At 47.8% G+C, this 20,864-nt stretch carries 24 protein-coding genes and 6 tRNA genes; 12 read left to right on the plus strand and 18 right to left on the minus strand.

Annotated elements, in window-relative coordinates:
• The first annotated feature begins 24 nt into the window (after positions 1-24).
• A complete protein-coding gene (locus ACO6UX_RS20115) occupies positions 25-1,959 on the plus strand; it encodes an ankyrin repeat domain-containing protein (protein ID WP_422450125.1) in 1,935 nt (644 codons plus the stop codon).
• 15 nt (positions 1,960-1,974) lie between these two features.
• Here ACO6UX_RS20115 and ACO6UX_RS20120 read toward each other — a convergent pair whose 3' ends face one another.
• On the minus strand, positions 1,975-2,880 hold the full coding sequence (locus ACO6UX_RS20120; protein ID WP_422450126.1) for a sulfurtransferase: 906 nt from the start codon (positions 2,878-2,880) through the stop codon (positions 1,975-1,977).
• Positions 2,873-3,319, minus strand: coding sequence for a TVP38/TMEM64 family protein (locus ACO6UX_RS20125; RefSeq protein ID WP_422450127.1), 447 nt, complete (start codon positions 3,317-3,319; stop codon positions 2,873-2,875). The genes ACO6UX_RS20120 and ACO6UX_RS20125 overlap by 8 nt, the downstream gene beginning before the upstream one ends.
• A 372-nt stretch (positions 3,320-3,691) precedes the next feature.
• Between ACO6UX_RS20125 and ACO6UX_RS20130 the strand changes: the two genes are divergently transcribed.
• On the plus strand, positions 3,692-5,209 hold the full coding sequence (locus tag ACO6UX_RS20130) for a hypothetical protein (protein WP_422450128.1): 1,518 nt from the start codon (positions 3,692-3,694) through the stop codon (positions 5,207-5,209).
• Between the two features lie 43 nt (positions 5,210-5,252).
• Here ACO6UX_RS20130 and ACO6UX_RS20135 read toward each other — a convergent pair whose 3' ends face one another.
• Positions 5,253-5,801, minus strand: coding sequence for a carboxymuconolactone decarboxylase family protein (locus ACO6UX_RS20135; RefSeq protein WP_422450129.1), 549 nt, complete (start codon positions 5,799-5,801; stop codon positions 5,253-5,255).
• A gap of 178 nt (positions 5,802-5,979) precedes the next feature.
• Between ACO6UX_RS20135 and grxD the strand changes: the two genes are divergently transcribed.
• Positions 5,980-6,315 carry a Grx4 family monothiol glutaredoxin gene (gene grxD / locus ACO6UX_RS20140; RefSeq protein WP_209275513.1) on the plus strand — a complete coding sequence of 112 codons (336 nt, stop codon included), beginning with the start codon at positions 5,980-5,982 and terminating at the stop codon, positions 6,313-6,315.
• A 273-nt stretch (positions 6,316-6,588) separates the two neighbouring features.
• Here the strand turns inward: grxD and ACO6UX_RS20145 are convergent, their stop codons facing one another.
• A complete protein-coding gene (locus tag ACO6UX_RS20145; RefSeq protein WP_422450130.1) occupies positions 6,589-7,281 on the minus strand; it encodes a hypothetical protein in 693 nt (230 codons plus the stop codon).
• Between the two features lie 461 nt (positions 7,282-7,742).
• Here ACO6UX_RS20145 and ACO6UX_RS20150 point away from each other — a divergent pair, with 461 nt between their 5' ends.
• The 7 genes from ACO6UX_RS20150 to ACO6UX_RS20180 all read left to right on the plus strand — a co-directional run bounded on the left by ACO6UX_RS20150 (position 7,743) and on the right by ACO6UX_RS20180 (position 9,262).
• Complete coding sequence (locus ACO6UX_RS20150; RefSeq protein ID WP_101746706.1) at positions 7,743-8,345, plus strand: peroxiredoxin; 603 nt, start codon at positions 7,743-7,745, stop codon at positions 8,343-8,345.
• Positions 8,346-8,471: 126 nt separating this feature from the next.
• Positions 8,472-8,547, plus strand: a tRNA-Asn gene (locus ACO6UX_RS20155).
• Between the two features lie 37 nt (positions 8,548-8,584).
• Positions 8,585-8,660, plus strand: a tRNA-Lys gene (locus tag ACO6UX_RS20160).
• A gap of 117 nt (positions 8,661-8,777) precedes the next feature.
• A tRNA-Lys gene (locus ACO6UX_RS20165) sits at positions 8,778-8,853 on the plus strand.
• A gap of 72 nt (positions 8,854-8,925) precedes the next feature.
• Positions 8,926-9,001, plus strand: a tRNA-Asn gene (locus ACO6UX_RS20170).
• 37 nt (positions 9,002-9,038) lie between these two features.
• A tRNA-Lys gene (locus ACO6UX_RS20175) sits at positions 9,039-9,114 on the plus strand.
• A 72-nt stretch (positions 9,115-9,186) separates the two neighbouring features.
• Positions 9,187-9,262 (plus strand) — tRNA-Asn (locus ACO6UX_RS20180).
• Between the two features lie 13 nt (positions 9,263-9,275).
• Here ACO6UX_RS20180 and ACO6UX_RS20185 read toward each other — a convergent pair.
• Positions 9,276-11,360, minus strand: a complete 2,085-nt coding sequence (locus tag ACO6UX_RS20185; RefSeq protein ID WP_422450555.1) for a peptidase domain-containing ABC transporter — start codon at positions 11,358-11,360, stop codon at positions 9,276-9,278.
• Here ACO6UX_RS20185 and ACO6UX_RS20190 point away from each other — a divergent pair.
• A complete protein-coding gene (locus ACO6UX_RS20190; protein WP_422450569.1) occupies positions 11,337-11,483 on the plus strand; it encodes a hypothetical protein in 147 nt (48 codons plus the stop codon). The genes ACO6UX_RS20185 and ACO6UX_RS20190 overlap by 24 nt on opposite strands.
• 40 nt (positions 11,484-11,523) lie before the next feature.
• On the opposite strand, the gene ACO6UX_RS20195 is transcribed toward ACO6UX_RS20190, so the two are convergent.
• Positions 11,524-12,540, minus strand: a complete 1,017-nt coding sequence (locus ACO6UX_RS20195) for an HlyD family secretion protein (RefSeq protein WP_422450131.1) — start codon at positions 12,538-12,540, stop codon at positions 11,524-11,526.
• Between the two features lie 349 nt (positions 12,541-12,889).
• On the opposite strand from ACO6UX_RS20195, the gene ACO6UX_RS20200 reads away from it, so the two are divergent.
• Complete coding sequence (locus ACO6UX_RS20200; protein WP_422450132.1) at positions 12,890-13,105, plus strand: Blp family class II bacteriocin; 216 nt, start codon at positions 12,890-12,892, stop codon at positions 13,103-13,105.
• A 1,202-nt stretch (positions 13,106-14,307) separates the two neighbouring features.
• Here ACO6UX_RS20200 and ACO6UX_RS20205 read toward each other — a convergent pair.
• The 12 genes from ACO6UX_RS20205 to pspB form a co-directional block, all read right to left on the minus strand.
• A complete protein-coding gene (locus ACO6UX_RS20205) occupies positions 14,308-14,988 on the minus strand; it encodes a hypothetical protein (RefSeq protein WP_422450133.1) in 681 nt (226 codons plus the stop codon).
• A gap of 248 nt (positions 14,989-15,236) precedes the next feature.
• A complete protein-coding gene (locus tag ACO6UX_RS20210) occupies positions 15,237-15,431 on the minus strand; it encodes a hypothetical protein (protein ID WP_422450134.1) in 195 nt (64 codons plus the stop codon).
• Positions 15,432-15,689 carry a hypothetical protein gene (locus ACO6UX_RS20215; protein ID WP_422450135.1) on the minus strand — a complete coding sequence of 86 codons (258 nt, stop codon included), beginning with the start codon at positions 15,687-15,689 and terminating at the stop codon, positions 15,432-15,434. It abuts the gene before it with no gap.
• Positions 15,690-15,724: 35 nt separating this feature from the next.
• Positions 15,725-16,255: a hypothetical protein gene (locus ACO6UX_RS20220; RefSeq protein ID WP_422450136.1), complete on the minus strand. Its 531-nt coding sequence runs from the start codon at positions 16,253-16,255 to the stop codon at positions 15,725-15,727.
• A gap of 344 nt (positions 16,256-16,599) precedes the next feature.
• Positions 16,600-16,776, minus strand: a complete 177-nt coding sequence (locus ACO6UX_RS20225; protein WP_422450137.1) for a hypothetical protein — start codon at positions 16,774-16,776, stop codon at positions 16,600-16,602.
• 60 nt (positions 16,777-16,836) lie between these two features.
• Positions 16,837-17,499: an ABC transporter substrate-binding protein gene (locus tag ACO6UX_RS20230; RefSeq protein WP_422450556.1), complete on the minus strand. Its 663-nt coding sequence runs from the start codon at positions 17,497-17,499 to the stop codon at positions 16,837-16,839.
• A 212-nt stretch (positions 17,500-17,711) separates the two neighbouring features.
• On the minus strand, positions 17,712-18,692 hold the full coding sequence (gene tnpC, locus ACO6UX_RS20235) for an IS66 family transposase (RefSeq protein WP_422450557.1): 981 nt from the start codon (positions 18,690-18,692) through the stop codon (positions 17,712-17,714).
• A complete protein-coding gene (locus ACO6UX_RS20240) occupies positions 18,620-19,276 on the minus strand; it encodes a hypothetical protein (RefSeq protein WP_422450138.1) in 657 nt (218 codons plus the stop codon). The genes tnpC and ACO6UX_RS20240 overlap by 73 nt, the downstream gene beginning before the upstream one ends.
• A gap of 18 nt (positions 19,277-19,294) precedes the next feature.
• Positions 19,295-19,666 (minus strand): IS66 family insertion sequence element accessory protein TnpB, encoded by a 372-nt coding sequence (gene tnpB / locus ACO6UX_RS20245; RefSeq protein WP_101745387.1) that lies wholly within the window; start codon positions 19,664-19,666, stop codon positions 19,295-19,297.
• 2 nt (positions 19,667-19,668) lie between these two features.
• The gene (tnpA, locus tag ACO6UX_RS20250; protein WP_422450139.1) at positions 19,669-19,968 is read right to left on the minus strand and encodes an IS66 family insertion sequence element accessory protein TnpA; all 300 of its coding nucleotides are present in this window, start codon (positions 19,966-19,968) and stop codon (positions 19,669-19,671) included.
• A 172-nt stretch (positions 19,969-20,140) separates the two neighbouring features.
• A complete protein-coding gene (locus tag ACO6UX_RS20255; RefSeq protein WP_422450140.1) occupies positions 20,141-20,620 on the minus strand; it encodes a hypothetical protein in 480 nt (159 codons plus the stop codon).
• Positions 20,617-20,853, minus strand: a complete 237-nt coding sequence (gene pspB / locus ACO6UX_RS20260) for an envelope stress response membrane protein PspB (protein WP_101746715.1) — start codon at positions 20,851-20,853, stop codon at positions 20,617-20,619. The genes ACO6UX_RS20255 and pspB overlap by 4 nt, the downstream gene beginning before the upstream one ends.
• Positions 20,854-20,864: the final 11 nt, after the last annotated feature.

Consider the following 20,864-nt stretch of genomic DNA (forward strand, 5'->3'; position numbering starts at 1 on the left):
AAGTTAGAACGGGGATATTTAAGTGTGAATACCTTCTCATTCAACGATTGTAATCGGATACCACCAGCAGCCCCGTTAGTCTCTGAACGAGAGGGTAAAGAAACTGAAAAATGCGTTATCTGCCTTGATGGTCTGGATAAAAGTCCCATTGCAGCAATGTTTCCCTGCACCCATATCCATCACAAGTCGTGCATTGATAAGTGGCTAAGTGGTCCAGGTCATGCCGATATTGGTTGCCCAATGTGTAAACGTAAAATTACTCATTGTTTGTACTCTGAGAAGACGCCACTCCACGTGGCAGCCGCCGGAGGTCGCTCTGATATTGTCAATGGCTTGCTTGAACACGGTGCCAATGCCAATGCCAGCACCAAGGACGGGATAACTGCCCTCCACTGCGCCGCTGGCAAAGGTGATGAGGCGACTATCAGGCATCTTGTCAAACAGGGTGCCGACGTCAATGCGCTCACAACAGCGGATTACCCTGAGACTCCGCTTCAGCTTGCGGTATTTAATGGTCATGAAGCGGCCATAACAGCTCTTATTGACTACGGTGCCGACATTAATGGCCACGCCCCGGATATAAGACGCCCACTTCACTTTGCAGCTGCAAATGGTTTCCTCAATATCATTGATGTTCTGCTTAACAAAGGTGCTGATATCAACATCGGTAGCAGGACCCCTCTGCATTTTGCGGTGGAACATGGAAAACATGATGCCATCCGGCTGTTGCTTGGCAGGGGTGCCAATATCAATGCCCAATCCTCACGGTTGTCAAAACAGTTTGGGTTTGAAATGGTAAGACACCTACTTATGAAAGTGGAAATGAGGGAGAGAACCGACAAATCGACGGTAAGTAACGGTGAAAGGGAAGGCTGCCAGAGACTGTACGGAAAAACACCGCTTCACATTGCTATTGACACCGGCCAGGCCGAGATCGTTGATCTCCTGCTGACCGCTGGTGCAGCCACTGATGTACTTATTGACAGTGGTGAGACGCTATGGAGCTGGATAAACAACGAAAACAAACTGACGGTACCGATAATCAGGTCGTTAACCCTTGCTATAAGTAACACTGAGGCACCCTGTGACGATATGCGTGCAGGATTACTCGGCGCATTGATTGAAATCAATGACTGGAACTTATTCGACCAATTGTTCGCCAATACCCCGAATGCGGACATTAATAAACTTCATTATCCAGGTTCCGGTCAATCAGCCTTTCACGAGGTGGTTAAAGAGGGGCAAAAAGACAAAATCCAGGCCATGATAACCCGGCGTGCCGATGTGAATGCCCGTGACTACCGGGGATGGACGCCCCTGCACTGTGCAGTCTACAGCCGCCATCCGCAAGACGCCATTGAGGTACTGGTTGGTTCTGACGTCAATGGCAGAAACAACGAGGGACAAACACCTCTGCATCTTGCGGCTAAATCAGGTAAGTCAGACGTTATTGTTCAACTGATTGACCGTGGTGCTTCTGTCAATGCTACCACCGACAGAAGGGTCGATGTTACAAGGTGGACGGAGGTTGAGGGTTATCAGTCAGCCATGGCAGCACTGGCATTGGAGCGTTTCAAACAGGAGTTTTGCCTGAGAGGCTTGCTATTAAATGGCCAACCGGTCATACCGGATGCGATGGTTAAGATAGATAACATCGGCATGATGACCCCCCTCCATTATGCAGCCCAGGGAGGTCATGTAAAAGCAGTTCAGCACCTGCTTGTCAGAGGAGCTTCCATCAACGAAAGAGCCCAGAACGGAATGACACCACTGAAACTTGCAGAATCTGAGCTGATGAAAGCTAAAAAGATAAAAGTGTTAGGCCTCACCTCATTCCTTGTGAGGCAGCAGGGATCAGGCTTGACCGTCGCAGAAGCAAAAGTTAAATCCTACTCAGACATCATCAGCCTTCTAAAGGCTCAGTCATCACTAACCTCCGTACCTTCGGTACCTATCTGAGGACCTTCAATGTTGTCATTCAATCGGGGTGTAGGATAACGCAGCCCAATGGTAAAACGAGGGCGTATAATTCCTGACATTGGTGTAGCCAGCCGCCTTCAGCACCATCACCATGTGTGCGGACCGGATACCGGCGGTACAGTAGACGACAATCGGGCTGTTTTTTTGAATATCCTGATCCGATAATATTTTGCTAATGTCGTCAAATGATTTCAAGATGCCACTGGCTGTGAACAGCTGCTGAAATGGTAAGCTCACTGCCCCGGGAAGATGCCCTTTGCGCTGTTCACCCAAGTCCATTTTGCCGTGGAACTCTTCTGGTGATCGCGAGTCGATAACGCGAAACTGAGAGTAGTCCCGGTAAAGGGCTTTGGTATGAATGGTGGCTGAAGAATCCCGTTGGGTTATTGTGTAATCACTTTTGGTATTGAAGAAGGTTGGGATGATGGTGGTTTTCAGCCCTTTTTCTTTCCAGTGAGAGTACCCGCCATTAAGAATGCGGACATTCTTTAACCCTGCCACGTGCAAACTCCAGGCAATTCGGCCATCTTCACCCCACCCCCGTTGAGCATCGGCATAAACGACAATATTGTCTGTTGGGCTCAGGCCCAGCTTCTGTATCTGGTATTCCAGCTCCTTATTGTCAAGAACTGTTGCCCAGTTCTCGCTACCGGCAGCCCCATTCATATCAGAAAGTGATTGCCACTGAACTGAGCGGGCTCCCGGGATATGTCCCTTGAGATACTCAGAGTATGCCCGGGCATCGATCAGCAGGTAATGGTCGGGATTGCTGGCAACCGTTTCTGCACTGATAAAATAATCCTCCGGTACTGCATAGGCGAACCTGAAGGGCAGAATCAGTAGCAGGAAGAAGAAAATACATCTTTTGAGGTATTGGGATAATACTGGTTTCTTATTCATTGCCAACAGGCCTCGATTCACGGAAATAGACAGACTTCAGGAAAAAGTCATCGACCTGATCAAGGGCAAAGTGACTGGTCAGCCTGGCCACTCCCTCCCGGCCAAACCAGCGGGAGATAAAGAAACAGAGTGTAGCCGCGATCATGGCGCTGCTCCAGGATAGCAGTGCCCCCTGCCACCAGCCAAAAATGGCGGCGTTGGCAAAGGTAAGAATAAAAGCAGGCAGCGGCGCTGCTACTGCCTGGATCACCATCAGCAGTCCTGAAACCAGAGGGGCCCACAGTCCGAAACTGAGAATGTAGGTGCGTACCTTGTCGATATCCAGCGATGAAAGAATTCGGATCATCTCAAATAGCCACTCACGGGCTGGCGGGGTAGCCAGAATAGCGGCAGCTGTCAGCAGAACGATCAGTGGTTTGGTAATAGATTGAATAGTCATTAATCAGGTGTAAACGCAGTTCTTTAAGGAACCCTTCCATGCCTGGTTGAAGTTTCCCAACTGCCAAAAGATGTGAACGTTGAAATTGGGTCGTTGGCCACTGTGAAATCAGCAGCTGTGGTTTTTTTGCAGTTTGAACATAAACTATTCGGTTTTTATATTTAAACTCCGACGTTTACTTCAAACATTGATTCCAAGGAGTTAATCGGTCCTCAAAGCGCGAGGGAGGGTACTCGTGCATGAGCCCTGTGTCAAACCGGGGCCGTTCGAGAGATCGGCGGTGAACTTTATTCTTCAGCGGTTGTCAGAATGCCGGTCATATTCAGGATTTTGCCCAACTTTCACTCGTTCTGTGAAGATAAGAGGAAAGGTATGTCAAACCCATCTTCGCAACCGGCAATCTCTGGTGCAGTGCACTCTGGCTGGAATTTCCCTCCCCCTGATGATCAGTCGGCAAGTTCCGCCGCCACCCACTTGCCGGATACCCATAAAGCTACGGCGTTTTGTCGGCGAAATACGACGTTGGCTTCTCATGAAGAGCAGCACCTGAAGATTCATGGCTATTCCACCGAGGAAATCGCCAGGTCGGAAAAAGCCCTGGTCCAGCGCAATATCACCCCAAGCAACAGTGAGATCATTGGTCATCTTCAGTCAGACAACGGTGATACACTGGGCACCATTAAACAGTGTATTGAAAACGGGTTGAGTTCAACAGCAGGGGTTCAGGGCAAACTGCGATTGTTGATCGAACTGCAAAGCTACACCAAATCATGTGTAAAAACCGCCGCTGAGAATCTCAATCGTCAATACTCTTCCTTCTGGCCAGATCGCCAGAGCATCGTAACTATGGTCAATAAATGGCCCAGCACGTTGCAACGACAGGGCGCTGTTATTTGCAAAAGCTGGCCAGAGCTGCTGGTTGACAATGCTGTACAAGTGGATTTCAGCTCCAGCATAAGTATCTGTTCCAATGAACTTAACTTTCAGTTAGCGCCACTGGATTGCCTGTCATTTTTACGACTTGTCAAGGATATCTGGTTTGATGCCCTGAGTTGTGGAAATATCTGTGCCATCGACAGAGTCAGTCACCTGCTGGTTACGTTTGCCTGGGAAATGTCTTCCAATCTCTATTATTTGCGCGGTAGCTCTCCCACGCACGACCGTCACGAGCGATTTGAGCAAGTGGTTCAGCAAATGCTGCAACAAGGTATTCACTGCATTGATGATATTGACGCGTTTGCATTTATGCTGGTAACCAAGCCCCACATCTGGCGCAATCATCAAAGTGATGTTCTGCAACTGATGATCTGCAGGGCGTTCAAAGGCCGGGACCAGCAACTGTCTCCACTCTGTGCCCAGTGGCGGGAGGATGCAAAGAGCCACGAACAAATCGCTAAAACAGTAGAAACAGAGATCATCCCTGACACAGCTTCCGCCATGCATTACCTTAACGACATACACGGTTATCTGATGCAATACAGGGACAGGCACCCTAACTGCAGCGACAGCAGCCAAATACATAACGCGAAATACTTTGATCCTGTCACCCTGCAATTAATGTCACCAATCCTTGCCCCTGACCTGACAACCACACCCGCTCTTGAGGTGACAGGTGCGACTCTATCGGCCTATTTCAATTTCTGCCTGGACCATCAGGCGTCGTCATCAAATAAAACATTTGAGGACTTCCTGACGAACAAAGTCGTACCGGATATCAGCGAGCCGGGATATTTTGGACTTCTGGAAAGCACTGACAACGCCGAAAGCATGGCATCGAGACCAGGCACCAGCGCAGAGTTGAGTACCATCCGTAGTCACGGTGAAATGCCCAAACGCAGAAAGAAGTTGGCCAAATCACCCGTGGTGCCAAGAAGCCTCACCAGGGATTGATGATCCTGTCGGGTTTATTGGTGCCAGCACTTGCAGGAAATGTTTATTTCTTCGGAATTTTGCAGAAACCTTCTGCTGGCACATCCAGGGCGGCGTTGAATTTGCTGGACATGTTCTGAAAAGCGATCAGGCCAGTCAGTTCAATAACAGCGTCATTATTGAAATGCTCTTTTAGCTGCTTCATCAGTTCAGGGGTTACCTGTTGGTCGCTATAGGTAATCGCTTCGGTATATTCCAGGGCAATACGCTCCTGAGCATTGAAAAGATCAGAGTCTTGCCAGTTATCCAATGCTTCTACTTTATCCATGCTGCCTGCACGTTTTGCCAGGGTCATGGCATTGATGTCAACACAGAAGGAGCACCAGTTAACCTGGGATACTCTGACGGTAACCAGCGAGCGCAGCTCCGGTGACAGGGGTGACTTTTTTCGATCCAGCACGCCGTAGAGCGTGGCTACAGCGGCAAATAACCGGGGAACTCTTGCCCATAACAAGCCCGGCTTAAGGACTTTTCCATAGCGACGCTTCTGGCTCCAGAAAAAAGGCATTAGCCACCAAGGATAAGAGCGAAGGGGTTTATCCGGTACATACATGGCTGATTCCTAACTTGCAGTTCCATAGTAGGTCAGCCGATGGTGGCAGGAAAGTTGGATGTCTACAATCCTGTTGTTGGTTTTTTCTATTCGACTATATGTAATAACATATGGTGACAGTCAGGTATTTTCTTTAAAATATCCTGCTTTATGATTCCAATGAAGAAGAGGTCGTCTCATGGACGTAATGGAGCAAATAAAAGAACAGGTTGAATCCCATACTATTCTGCTGTACATGAAGGGCTCTCCCAAGTTGCCCCAGTGTGGTTTCTCTGCCAAGGCGGTTCAGGCGTTGATGGCCTGTGGCGAACAGTTCGCTTTTGTGGATGTTCTGGCTAACCCGGAGATTCGTGCCAATCTTCCCAAGTATGCTAACTGGCCGACCTTCCCACAACTGTGGATTAAGGGTGAGCTGATTGGTGGCAGTGACATTATTATTGATATGTTTAACAGCGGTGAACTGCAGCAGTTGATTGCTGAAGCGGCTGGTTCTGCTGAAGGTGCAGAAGACTGATTTTGCAATCGTTTTCATCCTTCCCTTCCGGTGTGATAAAACCGGAAGGTTATCTTTCTCCTAGGAGGCTGACCTAGAATAGCGCCCGTAGCGAGGATGGCAGAAAATTGAGGATAAAAAGTCGGAAATTTTTAGTGAATAGTGGTTCTATTTGCTAAAAATTTCCGACTTTTTAGACCAATTTGCTGCTACCGCAGTAGGGCAGTCTATTCTCGGTCAGCCTCCTAGTACCTGACTCATTGAGTCCCTGTCAGTATCTCCTTTCTGCTGTAATTACTCCAAAGGCTCCTTTCCCGGGGCAAAGTCATAAGGTAAGGAGTGAAAACCAAATAAGTCTGACTGTTCAGCCATCAGAGTATCCTGAGGCTCTAGCCAGTTTATGGCAGCATTTACCGGAGGTGCTGAATTGCACAGCTTTTTGGGCGAAGGCTCAGTATTGGTATTGCCCGGGCTGAACATTGTTGCATCTGTTGTTACAAAGGCTATGGGTAAAGTTGCTGCGGATATTACCTGCTGCCCTGAAGTGCCGGGATAAGAGTGGAGCCTTACCGGTTTTGGAGGGCCATTTTTTTTCTTGTACGATAGCTTTGTTTTGGCTTTTAACATGGCCCTTTCATTAAAATGTTCAGTTTTGTGCCCGGGGCGTTGATGTTTATCGATATTAGTGTGATCTGGGATTGATATGCCAGCAAATGCTTCCAGTATTTCCTGATCACACTCTGAATCGCTTTCTGATTCATTTTGCGGCGTTTTTGTTGTCTGTTCAGATTTCCTGGCAAGGGGAGAAAATGCAGAGTCTTCTCCAAACAGGACGTAGTTTGATGGCGGATGTGGGGTAACCTTCAGCCCTCCGCTGGTATGTCCGATATCTGGTTTTCTTGTGGGATTTGGTTTTTTGACACCATTATCGGGTGCTTCATTCCAGAAAAGCAGCGTCTTTCCAGTAGGAACGCCAGTATTTTGCATAAACACACGCCAGTAAAGTCATTTCTACACATACTTTGATGTTTTAATTCCCAATTAGTTCATTTTTTTTGTGCGAAAAAAAAAAAGCTTTCTGAACCCTGTCTTCATTCAGGATTTGCTACCGCAATAAACTCTGCTTTGTGGGGGGAGGAAAAGAGTGGATTCCGGCTGGGCCAGTCTTTAGAAAGGCGGCACGTCAACAGGCTCCGGGTTGTATTTTTCTTCTTGCTCCTTTATCTGTATGTGGCTTGTGATAAAAAAAGTAGTCATTTGTTTCTACTGCGGTAGGCGAAAACCGTGGTCATGTGTATCATTGTATGCGCAGTTTTTGTGATGCGTGATTCAATGTGAGATGACATATTACTTGGACTCTCGTATTAATACGCACAACTTTGTAAATGATAGCTTTTTATATGACAGCTTTTTAAATGACAGTTTCATAAAGCGTAGGAGAAATATTTATGGGCGTTTTAGTAGGCAAAAAGGCTCCTGACTTCACAGTCCCTGCTGTACTGGGTGACGGCTCTATTGTTGATGCTTTTACCCTGTCCGAAGCCATTCGTGGCAAGTACGGTCTGCTGTTTTTCTACCCTCTGGACTTCACTTTCGTATGCCCTTCTGAGCTGATTGCCCTGGATCACCGTATGAGTGCTTTCCAGGAGCGAGGTGTTGAAGTGATCGGCGTTTCTATTGACTCTCACTTTACGCACAATGCGTGGCGTAATACGCCTGTGGACCAGGGTGGTATCGGTCAGGTGAAATATACTCTGGCTGCTGATATGACACACGACATCTGTAAGTCTTATGACGTTGAATCAGAAGGTGGTGTGGCATTCCGTGGTGCTTTCCTGATCGACAAGGAAGGTCTGGTTCGCTCCCAGATCGTCAATGACCTGCCGCTGGGCCGTAATATGGATGAACTGATTCGTCTGGTTGATGCCTTGCAGTTCCACGAACAGCACGGTGAAGTTTGCCCGGCTGGCTGGAACAAGGGCGACAAGGGCATGACAGCCTCTCCAGACGGTGTGGCCCAATACCTGTCCGAGAGTGCAGATGGTCTCTAGGTTGATAAATGCCATATATACAGCCTTTTTAAAAAGTTTTTTGCAGTGGAATACTTGACTCACGGCAAAATAACCTTATCATTCGCTGCCGTTGGTTGGTGACGAGATGTCGCTGCCAGGCATAGTTCCCTGATAGCTCAGTTGGTAGAGCAAATGACTGTTAATCATTGGGTCGCTGGTTCGAGTCCAGCTCGGGGAGCCACTTATTCTTTATGTTAGTCTGTGGCTGGCATAAGAGCGGGTCGTTAGCTCAGTCGGTAGAGCAGTTGGCTTTTAACCAATTGGTCGTAGGTTCGAATCCTACACGACCCACCATTTTATTTTATGCTGAAGCATAAACCGCCCTGTAAATCGGCGGTTTTTTTATCCTGATCAATAAGGGTCAGAGATAGTCTAAGCATTGCGTTCTTTAAAAGATTCTTTGTTAAGAATGGGTCGTTAGCTCAGTCGGTAGAGCAGTTGGCTTTTAACCAATTGGTCGTAGGTTCGAATCCTACACGACCCACCATACAGCATTGAGATTTGTAAAAAGTCCCTTGTTGAAGAAACTGTTGTCAGTACAGTAAAACTGTCGATTAGTTCCCTGATAGCTCAGTTGGTAGAGCAAATGACTGTTAATCATTGGGTCGCTGGTTCGAGTCCAGCTCGGGGAGCCACTTATTCTATCTGTCAGCCTGTGGCTGATGTAAGAATGGGTCGTTAGCTCAGTCGGTAGAGCAGTTGGCTTTTAACCAATTGGTCGTAGGTTCGAATCCTACACGACCCACCATACAGCATTGAGACTCATAAAAAGTCCCTTGTTGAAGAGACTGTTGTCAGTACAGCAAAACTGTCGATTAGTTCCCTGATAGCTCAGTTGGTAGAGCAAATGACTGTTAATCATTGGGTCGCTGGTTCGAGTCCAGCTCGGGGAGCCATTTTTCTTAACTATTATGAAGTGCTGTTGTTGGTGTTTTCAAATCCTGTCGCCTTTATCTTGGCACTCACTTCTTCGACTGCACGCACAGTATGGAGTCGAGCTAGCTGCATTTCTGCCAGGTCAATCACCCTGTCTGCCATGGCAATGGTTTCCTGCCTGTGAGCAATCATTATCCGGGAGATGCCCAAATTTTTTAACACCTTGTTTACCTGCTGCTCGGAAATGGTATCTAGGTGGCTGGTCGCTTCATCCAGGAACAAAATCGCAGGGTCTGCGTATAACGCTCTTGCCAGTAATAGGCGCTGAATCTGACCTCCAGAAAGTGTATTACCCATATCACCTACCAGAGTCTGCATTCCCATTGGCATAGCCATTATTTCAGGCAGTATACCCACCTTGGCTGCACATTCTTCGATACGAGCCTGATCATGTTGGGCGGCAAAAAACGCAATGTTATCAGCTATTGAACCGGACAATAGCTGGTCATCCTGCATCACAGCAGACGCCTGCCGCCGGTAGTTTCTAAGACCAAGATGTCGTATATCTTTTCCATCCAGCAGTACCTGCCCTTTACAAGGCTGGATTAATCCCATCATAATTTTCATTAGTGTTGTTTTGCCAAATCCGGAAGGTGCAACAATCACAACAGACTCACCAGGCTGAATATCCAGGTTAATGTTTTCCAACAGCCAAGGCTCTTCATCATTGTACTTGAAGCACACATCCCTAAGGCTGATTTCTCCATTGGCTTTAGTTAGCGTGGTATGGGGGGTATCGAGATGTTCCTCATCTTCTGTCAGGGCAATATCTGCAATTCTGTCCAGATGTAAAGTGAGCATTTGGTACTCAAACAGCTTGTCTATAAACGTCTGGGCCTTTCCTGAGAATTGCTGTCGCCAGGCCAGAAACGCATAGAGCATGCCGATTGAAAAAATATTATCTAGGATCAGTAAAGCCCCCAGCCAGATCAGTACTATGTACTCCACACCACTGCTTAGGCGGTGAAAAGTGTTCCAGGCAATCTGTAACCTACCCACTCGAATATCCGCATTCACCCAGTCAGCATAACTGTTCTGCCATTTCGAGATACGAACCGCTTCCCGGTTAAATAGTTTCAGGGGCTGGATGGCTCTTACAGATTCCATAAAGTCAGAATCCTCCTTGGCAGCCATCATAATGCTTTCTTCTGTACGTGTTTTGAGAGGTCGAAAAAACGCCAATCGAAACAGGGTGTATAGCAGCACTGCTCCCAAGGCAACAGTTGCCAGTTTGGGACTATAAATATACATCATCGCCAGTGTGACGACAGCCATAAGGCCATCCGTCAGTCCCTCAATAAAGCCTGTACTCAGCATCTGGTTAACTTGGCTCAATGAGCTGAATCGAGAAACCACATCCCCCATATGTCGCTTTTCAAACCAGGGTAGTGGCAGGCGCAGAAGGTGCCGGAACAGATTGCTGGCCAGCTGAATTCCTAGATGACTACGCAGGAAAAGAATAACCCAAGACCGGATGGCAGAAGTGGCCACATTAAAGACAGTGAGTAGCAAGAAACCCAGCCCCAGAACAAAAATTAGGTCTCGGTCATTATTCACCACCACATTATCAATGGTGAGCTGCATAAAATAAGGCGTGACCAGGGCAAAAACTTCCAGCGCCAGCGCCAGGAAAAAAATTTGTACCAGACTTCGTTTCAGGCCACTGATATTGGTCCAGAGGCTTGAAAGCCCCATTTTTTTAGTTTCTTTCTTTCGTTTAAACGATGGGGAAGGCTGTAGCTCCAATGCAATGCCGGTAAACGACTTGGAAGTATCTTCCCAGTTCACATGCCGAACACCCGAACTAGGGTCGTGTATAAGAATGCCTTTGCGGCTGACTGATTTCAGCACTACAAAGTGATTCAGGTTCCAGTGCAGAATGCATGGACGACGCAATTCTTTTATTTCATCAAGATCAAGCTGCAATGCCCGGCTATTCATCAACAGCTGTTCGGAAATATTCATCAGTTGCTCCAGAGTGGAGCCACGCAGACTGACGGAAAACCTATTCCGCAGAGTATTCAGGTCAATTTCATGACCAAAGTAACTGGTCACCATGGCAAGGCAAGCAAGGCCACACTCAGCCGATTCACTTTGCAAAACAATGGGGAGTCGGCGTTTAAACCCAAAATTCAGGAGACTAAAAACTTCCATGCTGACACCCGGTGGTTATTGTTATAGCGGACTCACCCAATGGTTGTTTCTATTTTTTTAGGCATGCTCAGCCTGAAAAAAAGCTACGGCCTTTCAGACTGTAAAGTGGCTCCAGCAACCATTCAATAATGGAACGGGATTCCCCCATAAGGTCAGCACTTAGCAGCATTCCGGACTGCAAAGGGTACTGTTCACCAAAAGCTGTGACCGACTGATGGTCTAGCGCGACTGTGATTCGATAGACAGGTTCTGTCACGCTGGCTGGCGCGGGTATATCGTCAGGAGCAATAATAGTGCGAGATATATCTGAAACCTGTCCCCGATGAAAACCAAACTTCTGATAAGGAAAGGCTGGATAGCGAATCTGCACAGGTTGCCCTTTTGTTGTAAACCCGATAGCTCTGGTGGGGACATACAGCTCTGCCTGCAACTTACTCTGCTCGGGCAGGATCGCCAATATCTGGCGACCAGGAACAATGAGGCCTCCTTTGCGTACCAATACACTGGTAACCGTACCACTAACGGGAGCCGTAATCAGATAGGATGAGCGCCCCTCTGTTTCTATAGACCGCTCCCGAAGTTCTGCGATCACTGCCTGCAAAGAAGACAGGCTAACTCCTGTATCTACATCAACTCGCTCATACTGATTTCCAGCTTCCGTCAGTCGGGAGTACAGGCTGACTTTTTCTTTCTGCAGGCTTTGGAGATCTAGCTTGCTACTGAGCAGCACAGTGAGTTTGGCATTATAATCAACCTGCGTCAGGTGCCCTTTACTCAGCAGGATTTCAAGCCCTTTGAGTTCTTGCTCAAGAGTATCGGCATGTTGTTTTTGGGTAGCTATCTGCTCCGTAAGAAAACCTGCTTGGTGTTTCAGGTCTTCTTGTAACAAGGCAAGTCGTTGTTTCTCAAGTTGAGCTAGTTGTTGCTGCTGGCTGATCTGCTGTTGAAAAGAAGCAATAGCTACCTTTAGCTGTTCCTGAAGTCGCTTTTCCATACTGCCACCAACCAGTTGCCTGTCGGTTTTTACACGCAGCATGGGCGAACCTACGGTTACTTTATGTCCTTCAGTTACCAAAAGATCCACAACAGTGCCAGACTGTTCACCGATTATCCGGCTTAGCCCTTTCGTTGGTTGCAATACCCCAATGACTGTTTCTGACTTTGTATAACTGCCCCAGAGCAGGAAAGTTACTAAGGCGCACAGTAGGGTACAGACAAAAATGACTAGATAGAGATGGGGAAAAGGGTTGATAATCAGTATGCTGCCACGATCTGACCGGTGAGAATAGTTAATCACTTCCTTTCGAAATAAACTTTTCGTCTCTGACATATCCGCATAGTTCTATTCATTTTTCTGGTTAATGGTATTGACATCTTCATCATTGTGCAATTAACTTTTGTTTTGTCGGCTAGGATGTAGACAAGGATTAACAATGGAATACAAAATGAAAGAATTAGATAAGAGTGAAATCAAAGAAGTTAGTGGCGGAGTACCTAGCGCTGGAGAAGTTGGTGGTGCTGCACTCTCTGGAGCATTAACAGGCGCACTAGCAGGTTCAAGGCTAGGTTTGCCGGGTGCAATTGGTGGGGCCATCTTTGGGGCCGCTATGGGAGCAAGTATGAGATTGGCTATGTACACCATGAAATAGCTCACATCGTAACCAAAAAATTGCTGGTAGCCATTTGAAATTGTCGCTTTCATAGTTTTCTACTGGTTGCTAGCAGCTATTACGCCGGAACAACACTAACTCTCATGAAGATTAGCCATGAAAAAAATGTTTTTATTTCAACGATTCTTATCAGCCGTAGGCGCATACTCTATTTCGCTGCTACTACTTCACTACCTTGACTTTCTTCCATCAAGTAGCATTAGTGATTTAGCAATCATGGGGTTGGTTATATCATTTTCATATGCATTATTTGAAGTCTTTGCAATGGAACCATTACTTTTGAGGAGGAAATTTAAGAAATCAAGTTAGAAGAAACCTTTTTCTTGATTCCAAAATTAACAGCCCTCTTCCTGCGTAGCCCAGCCAGAGATGATTTCAGTGAATCTAGTTTCATACTTGATGCTTCATGAACCTCTCTGGGAGCATTTTTCTTTAAGGCAATCCGATTGGTGATCCAGAACAGTACGAAACTTATCCCCCCAGACGGTTATAGCTTCTCTTTTTCTCATAGTTGCCAGTCCATTTGGATGTCGGATCTTCCTGACTTGCAACGGGCCAAAGCGAATTTGCTGAGTCAATGATTTTTTCCAGTGGCCACCCCCCTTAACCAATGCCCAGAGCAACGCTTTTACCCGCCCTCTCACAAAACCTTGATGAACATGATCTGGGCTATACAAATATTAAAGTAGAAAGATAACGGCCATCAGAAATCTGTACTTCCAGCAGGTGTCGTGTCATTCTATCAGGCTGATAGAAAGTGGCCAGTCCCGCCTGTCTTGGTCGGTCTTTCAGCAACCTGAAACTGGTTCGGGAGACACTGGGCAGCTCATAGTACTCCAGCGTTATACCCCAGCTTCTGGAGACTGCCAGTTGCTCACAGGCCTCCCTGAAGAGGCGAAGGCCTCCGGTTTTATCCTGGTTTGAGCAGACTATCTCACCATAATCAACCGGCTAGCTGGGACTGTCTTTTGAGGGATCACCAAGACTGCCCGTTTCTGTTTCGGCCTCTTCTGCTGGTCGAATCCCCCCTTTGCTGGCCATGATTTGCTTGCTGCTCCCCTTCATAAACCAGTTCAACATCGGGGTCCACAGCGTATTCAAACGTCACTGGTCGAATTTCAGCAAAGCGGGTATGCCGTCCAGTTCCAGCATCATCTTCCTGTTCGTCAATCTCCAGTGTTTCAGGTGTACCCAGTAAAAACAGGTGAAGCAGAAGCCTGAACTCCGCCATTTTTGACAGGTTGTTTCCGTGCAGGGTGAGAGAACAAAGGTTTGTAGCCATGATCTGGCAGCCGGGTAAATCCCAGCACCTCCCTAACAAATACCGTATTCCCCCATATAGGGCCTGCATATTCCACCTTCATACCCGGAAGATCGGGTATATCCATGATGAAGGTAAACCGCCTGTATGTTTGGGATACCCTGCTTTCCTGTTGCTCCACCATATGCCGGTAAACGCTGGAGAACAATCTTGACGGTTCCGGATGTAACAGCAACCAGATTAAATGATACAGAACCTGCGGATTATCGATCAGATACAGAGGTGTTTCTTCTCTGAACTTTATCTCAGCCTGCCCCTGAAATGGCCTGTGTTGATTCACCGGTGCTAACTGGTTGAGACCTGCAGGCATAAACAACTGTCGGGCAATAGGCTTGTTTCGAATCAGTAACGCTCTCGCTAGTTCGATAACAGGCAAAACATAGTTTCTGTTACCTTGTCGAAAAACATACATCTGTTGCTGACAAAGTTCTGGCTGAGAGTAGAGAGGCCACAGACTGGCAGGGATGGCATTCGCAGCAGTCTCTACCTTCCAATCACTCTTGCCGGGCAGGGTTACCCAAAAGGTTTCATCTGCTGGCATGGGCTCAGGTATTCGATCCTGAAACCACTGCCCAATCCGCAAATCAGCTAAAGCTTCGACCCTGAAATAGTGCGGACTCAGTTCTGCTTGCTCATTCTGCAGGTAAGCAACCAGCTTCCAGCCCTGATTAGGCTTTAAAAAGAGATTACCGAGGTATATCAGTCTATGGCGCAATGGCACTGACTTAAGCTCACTTCCCTTGGTATTTCTTGAGTCTGCGTGCCTGCGACCTTGAATGTTGGAGCCTTTTATGCGGTTTTCATGGTCGTTTTGATGACATCAAAATCAATCTCGACGTGCCAGCGTTTCAGATACAGCGCAATGATCTCTGTCCGGGGATACTCCTCAGCATCCAATAAAGTGGTGATGATGGTGCGACGTTTGTTCTTGACAGCACGGATTACCAGCTCTGCAGGCATCTGATCATAAAGCTCCTGACTCATCTACTCAGGCCGGACTGGTCTTGTTAATTTGAATAATCCAACCTTGCTACCCAGCTTGTGATCGCATTTCCGGAAATCAATATGGCGGGCACCATTTTTCTCGAAAACCACGTCAGCCTTGGCTTGTAACAGCAAAGCCAACAGGAAGTAGTTCTCAAAATTCGCATCACCTAACAGGATGTCGCCATCCTGCAGATGGGAGAACAATTTCCTGAGCAAAGCTTGTTCTCCGGTTTCTTTCCCTTCGTAGGCAGCCACAGCAAAATCAAGCAATGCGCCACTGCCAAGACATATTAAAACAAGAATTCTGAGAATCGGGAAACCAAGCCCTTTTTTTGAGTGCCAGGCTGAGGATATTCTTTCTGATTTTTCTCGGTGTCAGGCATCAACAATGTTGAATCATCAGTAAGCAGTACACGACGTTGATGCCATAGCCATGATTCTGGTGAGGCGTGATCAAGGCTATTGCCAGATATGCGCAGCAAACCTCTTACGGATACTTCACTCAACCGTTGCCTCGCTTTGCAATATGCGCTGGTGTCAGTGTTGGGCACCTTGTTCTTGTTGCCCTTGACAACCTGGTCTCTCGCTTCATCAATGAGGGCGTGGCGGCATGACTTGGTGTCGCTGGCCACCTGTCGCATGAACAAGATTAATGTTTTGATGGGTGGAAAATCCCTTACCCTGCAGCCGGGGTAACAATTCTGAAAAGAGTTAAGGTCATCAGAGGTAAGGATTGATGAAAATTCATCACTTTCAGTCTGTGCAAATTGGTGAAGGCATTCATCTGCGAGGGACAGAAACTCTTGGCTACACTTGTTCATGGCTTGCTCGGAAGGGAAATATTTAGGTTTGTGACTCTTTATAGTCGCTTCTTTCCGAGTAAGCCTTGAATTATCAAGGGCTGAGGCCTTAAGTCAGTGCCATTGGGGTAACACCAGGTTTCTGGCAGCGCCATCTCCCCAGCCTGCAACCGGTAACCAAGCGAGGTAGGCACCAAATACCAGGGAAAGAATCGCCGTCAGCAACCGCTTGAGAATTATAGGAGAACATGGACAATTCGCTCTTTCCTCTGGAGTTCCCTCTTCGTTTTGTTATTCATGACCATCCGTGGCACACGACAGCTTTTGAGCGCACTCCTGCTGTACAACAGCAGGAGGCTGTCCAGTTACTTAATAGAAAGGTATCGGGCCCGATGGATATCGGAGACGTTATCAATCCAGCCATCAACCTTCGGACTTATCAGGTTTTTGGATACATAGTGGTAAATAGGTGCATTCGACTTATCATAACCCGCTTGTTTCATCAGCTTTTGCGCTTCGGCGACACGCTCGGCCTGATTCATTCCTTTCCAGCTGACTTCAGGAGATGAGCCGTAGTCGCCAGTATCGGGTGGTACAAAGCTTTATGCCGCTACTTCACCCGTTCTCAACACTTTTTCAGTGAGAATTTTGCGATCAATGGTCATCGCCAGTGCCCTCCGGACACGCAGGCCTTTCAGCGCATCATCATCGAGGTTAAGAGGGTAGTAATAAACGCCGAGATACGGTGCGATGCGCACGTAGTCCGGCATGTTTTTCTCCAGCCATTTCAGGTCTGAAGAAGCAAAGTCTGTTTGAATATCAACCTCGCCAGCCCGAACTCGCTTCAGTACAGCTGAACGGTCTTCCTGTGGGTAGTAAAGCAGTTCATCCAGCGATACATTCGCAGCGTCGTAGAATTGCGGGTTTTTTTCCAGGCGAATCTGAGCGTTAGGTGTCCACTCACTCAGAGTGAACGCGCCATTGCTGACCATGTTGCTATCTTTTGCCCAGTTTTTACCCAGCTCTTCGATTTTGTGACTCGGAACAGGGAAGGCGGTGTAATGGGCCAGCTGTGCAATAAAGTAAGGGGCCGGGCCGGAAAGTGTAATTTCGAGTGTACTATCATCAATGGCTTTTACTGCAAGCGCTTCAGGACCTGTCTTGCCGGTGTTGTACTCTTCAGCACCTTTGATGGTGTAAAGAAGGGAAGCATAACCCGCAGCAGTTTCAGGCTTCAGGATACGTTGTCCGGAGTGGTTAGCAATGTGCCGGAAAGCGCAATAGAAACAGCCAGCAAGCCAGCTTTAAGTTGCTTGAATTGTTTGATTTTCACGGGTGCTACTTCCTCTTTTCATGGTCTTCTTATGTAGTAAGTATCGACAGTCTACTTAAGCCCGGAGGGTATCCATGCTCAACAACGTAGCGATATATAGAAGTACGAAGTCGTGTAAGCGTTCAAGCAGGGAGCAGACTCCCCCTACTTGTCGAGATCGGCTTTTAATGGATTGGCCCCGAATTTCTCTTTCCAGAGTCGCGGTATCAATTCCCTGATATCACGGGCCGGGTGGAGGCTGATGCGTTGGAGAACATCAACCAGGTATTTGTAGGGATCGATGCCCGCCAGCTGGCAGCTGGTGATCAACGTCTGGCACACGGCAACATTGTCTGCGCCTTCTTCCGTCCAGCAGAACATCCAGTTCTTTCTTCCCATCGGGATGCAACGAAGGCCACGTTCAAGATGATTGGTGTCTATCGCTACCGTTGGATCGTTCAGGTAAACCTGAAGCTCTTTTTCCCGCTTGTGAACATAGCCCAGTGCCTTGCTCAGAGGGTTGCTGGGAACCAGGTCAAGCCGTCTCAGCTGCTCCCGGTTCCACTCAAAGAACTGGTCAACCAGGGGTTTGGCTTTTTGTTGGCGATAATCACGCAGTGCGTCGCCTTCCAACCCCTGACGACGGATGTCATCTTCAACCTTGTACAGTGCGCCGATCTGTTTCAGGGCTTCTTTTGTCGCTTCGGGTTCCGCTTTTTCTGACTTGACGAAATAACGTCGGCTGTGTGTCCAGCACTCGGCATGAGTGATCTTTGGGTATTTCGAGCAAAGGCTAGCGTAGCCGGGGTAGCCATCTGTGAGTAATACCCCTTCAAATTCTTTCAGGTAAGGCTCAACCACATCACAGGAGCGGCTGTCGGAGTAGATAAAGGCTATTTCTTCGTGGTCGCCATAAAAGCACCAGAAGTAGCCTTTTTTCATTTTACCCTTACATTTCAGCCCAGCTTTTGAGGGTGTTTCATCCAGTGCCAGGGTGTGACTTTCAAGGCAGCTATTCAGTACTTCATGGGCGACAGGTTGTAACAACTGGCCAGCACGCTGCTCCAGATTGGTCAGCGTGCCACGACTGACGGTGATACCGCTGGCTTCCAGTCTCTGATGTTGACGGTAAAGCGGTAGCGGTATTTCTCAACCAGCAGGCCAGCTATAAAGCTCACATCGGCAAAGCTGCGGTCAAACAGGCCGGAGGGGGCTGCCGCCGTGCTCAGGGTTTGGTCTGCCTTGTGGCGAACGACGTCCCTCTGGTATTTCAGAATAACGTAACTGCCCGGTCGCTGCGCCAGACGATGGGTATATTTATGATCAATGATTTCATACTGGTCGGCGTCTTCACCCTGCATTTCAGGAGCCGGAATATGAATCAGCTCAACAGGTACACCTTCCGTGAAGCGCAATCCCTGATCGGTAACACAGTCATCCGGCCTGTGCTTCTTTCTGCGCTCATAGGTGATGGTTTCTGTTTCCGGAACTTCTGGAGACTCAATGTTCTTGAGGATCTCCCCGAGAGCCAGCTGGTCCGGGTTTTCTATCAGTCTCTTTTCCGATTTTTCACCGAACAGCTGTTGTTTAAACCAGGCCAGCTGATGTTTGAGGGACTCGTTTTCCTGCTTCAGGTGTTCGTTCGCAGATTTGTGTTCCTGCAACAGCACCTGCAACTGCTTGAGCAGCTGCAGGTGAGAGGGTTGATTGGCAGGAACAGGAAGATTCATAGCCCTTGAATGTAGCTGCTATTCAGAGGTTGTGCTGTTCGATGTATCAGGTTTTACATAACGTTTGTGATAGCGGATAGAACGGGTATCAATACCGTCAATGATCAGCTTCAGGTCGGTCAATGCCAGCAGTTGTTTAACCGCCTGACCGGCGTGGGAGTGAAACTGACCCTGCTCCAGTCGTTTACTCCAGATGCAGTAACCGCTACGTTCAAAGTACAGCACCTTGCACTGGTTTCGGCGACGATTGATAAAGACGAACAACTGCCCACTCAACGGGTCTTCCTCAAGGGTATTTTTCACCAGAGCAACCAGGCCGTTGTATGACTTCCTCATATCGGTGGGGCGGTTATAAAGCCAGACCCGCACCTGTGATTCAGGAAAAAACATGATCAACGCCGCATACGCAGGGTTACACCACCGGGTAATTCGAGTTCAATTTCCCATGGAGGCAGGTCTGATGGTGTGTTGTGAAAATCAGTTTTAAATTCGAACCAGTCAGGGTCTGGTTGTGCTGGTTGATCAGGCCTTTCGGTTGCCTGCCTTAGTTTGCGCTTCCACAATGTGAAGGTTGACAGGCAGATATTGCGCGAAAGGCAAAAGGCTTTCTGGCTGATGCCGCTTTCCTGCTGTTGATCGATGAGGCCTTGCCACTGTTCAGAAGTGCGGCGGTTTGGTTGTTTTTGATTCACGGCTCGCTCCTGTTTTTGAAACAGGGGTTAGCGTGGCAGACAGATGATGGGTTTTGAAGACGTCCTTAAATAAGCGCTTACGAAGTCGTTTTTATTGTGTTAGCAAACAACTTGCCAATAAGAACAGATATGAATATGTATTGCAATCTGTCTTGATCAGCAGGGGGGGAGGTTATGATTCTTGCCTGGCAGGTTTTTCTGAAGATTGCAGATCTCGAAACTCACGAGCGAATTTCAAATGATTTGACGTTACGCTGTCCTCGACTCGGGACAGACGACTTTCCAGTCTTGTTACTTTACGGGCCAGTTGACTGACAGAGTTTTTAGACAGTCCAGGCGCTGCTTCTTTATCATTAATAAGGACATCGTCGTTTTGTTCTGCCGACTCAGAGTTTACATCTACTTCTATTTTCTTGATCCGACGCCCTCGATAAGTGTCTTTTCCTGAGCTAATGCTGAGGACAACACCAATGGCAATATAGGCAAGGATGGCACGAGAGGTTGACGTGAAATAAGCAATACCTGCTGCACTGAGCCGAACCGCAAGAACATCCAGATGAAATCGGTTGGCAATATAGCTGCACACGCCCATGATAGCGGGAGCGGCTTCACCCTCCTTTTGCTGAGTGAAAATTTTTCTGATCACTCTCATTGACGAGTCCTCCAGCCCGGAACTTCATTGTCCAGAATACGCTCCAGAACATGAACTCGTTCTTCCATGACTTCTACCCGGTGTACAGTGGCTTCAAAAAGCTCCTGAGAATCTTCATCCAACTGTCTGGCCTGACGCAATTGTGTCAGGTAGTGGAAGACAAGCCAGGGCAGGAACAGGAATAAAATCAGAATGGCACTGATAGGGACAATGCCGTCGATGACATATTCCATAGGTATTGTGA

Origin of the sequence: Endozoicomonas sp. ALB091 (genome assembly GCF_049310265.1) — a bacterium.
GTDB lineage: Bacteria > Pseudomonadota > Gammaproteobacteria > Pseudomonadales > Endozoicomonadaceae > Endozoicomonas.